The organism is Sphingopyxis sp., from assembly GCF_035565275.1.
GTDB lineage: Bacteria > Pseudomonadota > Alphaproteobacteria > Sphingomonadales > Sphingomonadaceae > Sphingopyxis.
In genome coordinates this window covers 1-3,777 of record NZ_DATMST010000104.1, presented here as the reverse complement: position 1 = coordinate 3,777, position 3,777 = coordinate 1, and the positions used below count along the sequence as shown (strand labels likewise).

4 protein-coding genes and 1 pseudogene are annotated in these 3,777 nt (G+C 66.5%); 2 read left to right on the top strand and 3 right to left on the bottom strand.

Annotated features, from left to right (window positions below):
* Positions 1-765 (top strand): SDR family NAD(P)-dependent oxidoreductase (locus VN047_RS07310; protein WP_325541466.1); only part of this gene is annotated, 765 nt, incomplete at its 5' end.
* Between the two features lie 62 nt (positions 766-827).
* Positions 828-1,376: a GNAT family N-acetyltransferase gene (locus VN047_RS07305; protein ID WP_325541467.1), complete on the top strand. Its 549-nt coding sequence runs from the start codon at positions 828-830 to the stop codon at positions 1,374-1,376.
* Here VN047_RS07305 and VN047_RS07300 read toward each other — a convergent pair.
* From VN047_RS07300 to VN047_RS07290, 3 genes and pseudogenes are all read right to left on the bottom strand, one after another.
* Positions 1,373-2,491: a choice-of-anchor A family protein gene (locus VN047_RS07300; protein ID WP_414712678.1), complete on the bottom strand. Its 1,119-nt coding sequence runs from the start codon at positions 2,489-2,491 to the stop codon at positions 1,373-1,375. The two genes, VN047_RS07305 and VN047_RS07300, sit on opposite strands and share 4 nt — an antisense overlap.
* Positions 2,492-2,646: 155 nt before the next feature.
* Positions 2,647-3,321 carry a DUF6445 family protein gene (locus VN047_RS07295; RefSeq protein ID WP_325541464.1) on the bottom strand — a complete coding sequence of 225 codons (675 nt, stop codon included), beginning with the start codon at positions 3,319-3,321 and terminating at the stop codon, positions 2,647-2,649.
* A pseudogene (locus VN047_RS07290) lies at positions 3,318-3,777 on the bottom strand (RNA polymerase subunit sigma-24); the annotation flags it as partial. The pseudogene VN047_RS07290 and the gene VN047_RS07295, both read right to left, overlap by 4 nt.

The following is a 3,777-nucleotide window of genomic DNA, read 5'->3' as shown; positions in this document are numbered from 1 at the left end:
GACGCTGCGGCGCAGAGCGGCGGCAGCTTCGAGCTCATCCAGCTCGACCTCGCCTCGCTCGCCAGCGTCCGCGCTGCCGCCGATGCGCTCGTCGCCGACGGCCGCCAGTTCGACGTCGTCATCAACAATGCCGGCGTGATGGCCGCGCCCTTCGGCAAGACCGCCGACGGGTTCGAAACGCAGTTCGGTACCAATCACCTCGGCCACTTCACCTTCGCCAACCGTATCGCGCCGCTGATCAGGGATGGCGGCCGTCTCGTCAGCCTCGCCTCGTCGGGGCACCGTTTCTCCGACGTGAATCTCGACGATCCGAACTTCGACAACGGCGATTATGATCCGTGGGCGGCTTATGGCCGCTCGAAGACCGCCAACATCCTGTTCGCCGTCGAGTTCGACCGGCGGCACAAGGATCGCGGCGTGCGCGGCATCGCGCTCCACCCGGGCGGCATCCACACCGAACTCGGCCGTCACCTCGACGAAGGCGCGCTCGAAGCGCTTGTCGCGCAGATCAACGAGAGCGCGAAAGCCGCGGGCGGCGAGGCGTTCGAGTTCAAGTCGATCCCGCAGGGTGCGGCGACCTCGGTCTGGGCGGCTGCCGTCGCAGATCCGGCCGAAGTCGGCGGGCGCTATCTCGAGGATTGCCACGTCGCCGAACTCGCCGACGACGAGGGCCTGCGCGCCGGGGTGCGCGCCTATGCGATCGACCCCGACAACGCCAAGGCGCTGTGGGCGAAAAGCGAAGAGCTCGTGGGCGAGCGCTTCTGATGCGTTCGAAGGGCGAGCGGCGGACCTTGTCGCTCGCCCTTCGTGCGTCCTATAGCCGCGCGATGCTCACCCATCGCCTCGCCACCCCCGACGACCTCGAAGCCCTGCGCGACGTGATGGCGCAAGCCATCGCCGAACTGCAAAAGGGCTTCCTTACCGCCGAACAGATCGCCGCCAGCAACGCCGTGATGGGGCTCGACACGCAGCTCGTCGCCGACGGCACCTATTTCGTCATCGAGGATGATGAGGATGACCGCATCGCCGGCTGCGGCGGCTGGTCGTACCGTGCGACGCTTTACGGCGGCGACCACAGCAGCGACCTGCGCGACCCCGCCCCGCTCGACCCCGCAGTCGACGCCGCACGGATCCGCGCGATGTACACCCACCCCGATTTCGCGCGCCGCGGCGTGGGCCGTCTGATCATGACATTATGCGAGAATGCAGCCCGTGCCGCGGGCTTCCGCCGCGCCGAGATGATGGCGACGCTCTCGGGCGAACCGCTCTACCGCGCGTGCGGCTATACGCCGATCGAGCATGTGGCGGCGCCGGGTCCGGACGGCGTCGCCGTCCCGCTCATCCGCATGGGAAAACCGCTGGTCGAGCGGGCTTAGCCTTCGCCTCGCTTCGCCCGGCGGCGGCGCCACAGGATCAGCCCGCCGACACCCAGCCCGAACAGGCCGAACATTCCGGGTTCGGGCACCGGTACTGCGCCGCCGCTCGATGATCCGCCGCCCGACGATCCGCCTGTCGAGGTGCCGCCGCCGGACGACGTGCTGCCCGACGGTGGGGTCACATATCCGCCCTTGAAGGTACCGATATGCATTTCGCCATTCTGCTTGAGGTTGCCGAACACCGCCGACCCCTGGATGTAATTGCGGGTCTCCGCATCAGCCAGCGGCGCAAGCACCGATCCGCCCCAGGCGGTGGTCAGCTTCAGATCCTCGGCATCGGGGAAGTTCCAGATTACCCGCTCGCCGAGGTTGTTGGTGCCGCCGAGGAAATTGTCGTTGAGATTGATCGACCGGCCACTGACGTTGACGATCGCGGTATCGGCGCCATTGAGGTTGAACTGGATCTCGCCGATCCTGTCGAGGTCGGCCGCGGTAATGTTGAACACCGCCAGTCCCTGTGCATTGGGCTGCGCGTTGAAGGTGCCGCGATTGCCCTGAACGCTCAGCTGGCTGTTCGCCGTCAGCGTGCCCATGTCGAACGACAGGCTGCCGAGGCTGCTCTTGAGGTCGGTCTTCTGCTGTTGCAGCCCCAGCGCGAATCCGGGGTTACTCCGGTCGAGGTTCGACAGGACGGTGTTCTGGTTGACGTTGGTGTTGTTGATCGTCCCGCCGACCTTCACCGTCTGGTTCGGGCCGTTGAGATTGAAACCGCTCGTCACATTGCCGCCGACGACCGCGCCCGACCCGTTATTGAGGTTCTTGTGGCCGCCGTTAACGTTGCCGACGACGGTCAGCCCTGGCTGGCCGTTCGGCGAGGTGGTGGCGCGGATGCCGTAATTCGACGAATTGCCGGTCAGGTTGCCGCCGACAAAGGTCCGCCCCTCGACCTCGGACGACGAGTCCAGATTGCCGAGCACGACGAGATTCCATTCGCGCAGCGCATCGATACCGGTGATCGCCTTGGTCTGGGCGACAAGCGGGAGCGTCAGCGCGGCTGTGATCAACGCAGCGGGAAACAGGGTACGAAGCGAGAAGGACACGAATTTGATATCCATATTTCAAGGGGAAAGGCGCCGGCGCCCTTAAGGCATCCATCGCTGATCATACACCGAACTGCGGCAGACCGTTGTCCCGATATGAAACAAGCGCCGGAATATGTCGGGAAGGCGTGGCAAAATTGCGGTCAGACCCTGCGCATGTCGGCTTCGGATCAGCCGATCGACAGAAAGGCCGTCACCGTCAGCCGGCCTGCGGCCGGATCTGCCGACAGTCTGGCGTCGGGAGAGATCGCGCCGCTATGAAGGTTCGCGCTCCGGTATAGCAGCGCCCGGTTGTACCGCGCAGTCTCGGCGCGGATGCATTCGAACAGCGGCGTGTCGTCCCGCATATATCCGGGCGGCGGCGGTCCGCCATAACGCATCTCTGTGTCGAGATGGCGAAAGAACAGGTCGCGCCGCGCCTCGTCGATCGTCTCGAACCCCGTCGCACGGTGCCGGAAAAAGACGGTGCCGTCGCGGTCGTCGGGCGAGAGATAATGCACGAGCGCGATGCGGTCCGGCGTGAAGGCATCGACATGCGGCAGGCGCTGCGGGATCGTCAGCGCCCCGGCTGGGGTCGATACGATCGAAAAACTCGCGTCGATGACGGTAATTGGTCCCGTCCGGCCGAAGCTTTCGGCGGCGGCAGCAGCGATAACGGGAAGTAGCGCCGCAAGATATCCCGCCGGCAGCGCGGCGCGCACGCCCGGATAATGGTTCAGCGCCGGAGTGAAGCTTGCCGCCGCGGCAAAGCGGCGCAACGCGTCGGGATCGGGCGCGAAATCATCGATGATGGCAATTGGCTGCGCCTCGGCGCCGATCGCTTCAACCGCAATCCGCGCCGTCATTCGGCGCAAGCCTCGGCGCGCGACAACAGAAAATCGCGCTCGCGATCGTTACCGGCAAGCGCCGCTGCCGCCTCGAACGCCGTGCGCGCCTCTCCCCGCCGTCCCGCGCGGAGCAGGAAATCGCCGCGCGCTGCGGGAAGCGGGGCATAGTTGCGCAGCATCGCTTCGCCGGCGATCGCATCAACGAGCCGCAGGCCGGCTTCGGGGCCGAACGCCATGCTGTGCGCGACCGCGCGGTTGAGTTCCACGACCGGTGACGGCATCACTTCGCCCAGCCGGTCGTACAAGGCCGCAATCCGGGCCCAGTCCGTATCTCCGGCGTGCCGGGCCCGGGCGTGACACGCCGCGAGCGCCGCCTGCAGCGCATAAGGACCGTTGGCGCCGCCCAGCGCCTCGATGCGCGCCAGCGCATTGAGACCGCGGCGGATCAGAAGCTGATCCCAGCGCGCGCGGTTC

Bases quoted from the DNA above. Each gene is read 5' to 3' on its own strand.
- VN047_RS07305 (WP_325541467.1), top strand. From the start codon at position 828: ATGCTCACCCATCGCCTCGCCACCCCCGACGACCTCGAAGCCCTGCGC.
- VN047_RS07300 (WP_414712678.1), bottom strand. From the start codon at position 2,491: ATGGATATCAAATTCGTGTCCTTCTCGCTTCGTACCCTGTTTCCCGCT.
- VN047_RS07295 (WP_325541464.1), bottom strand. From the start codon at position 3,321: ATGACGGCGCGGATTGCGGTTGAAGCGATCGGCGCCGAGGCGCAGCCA.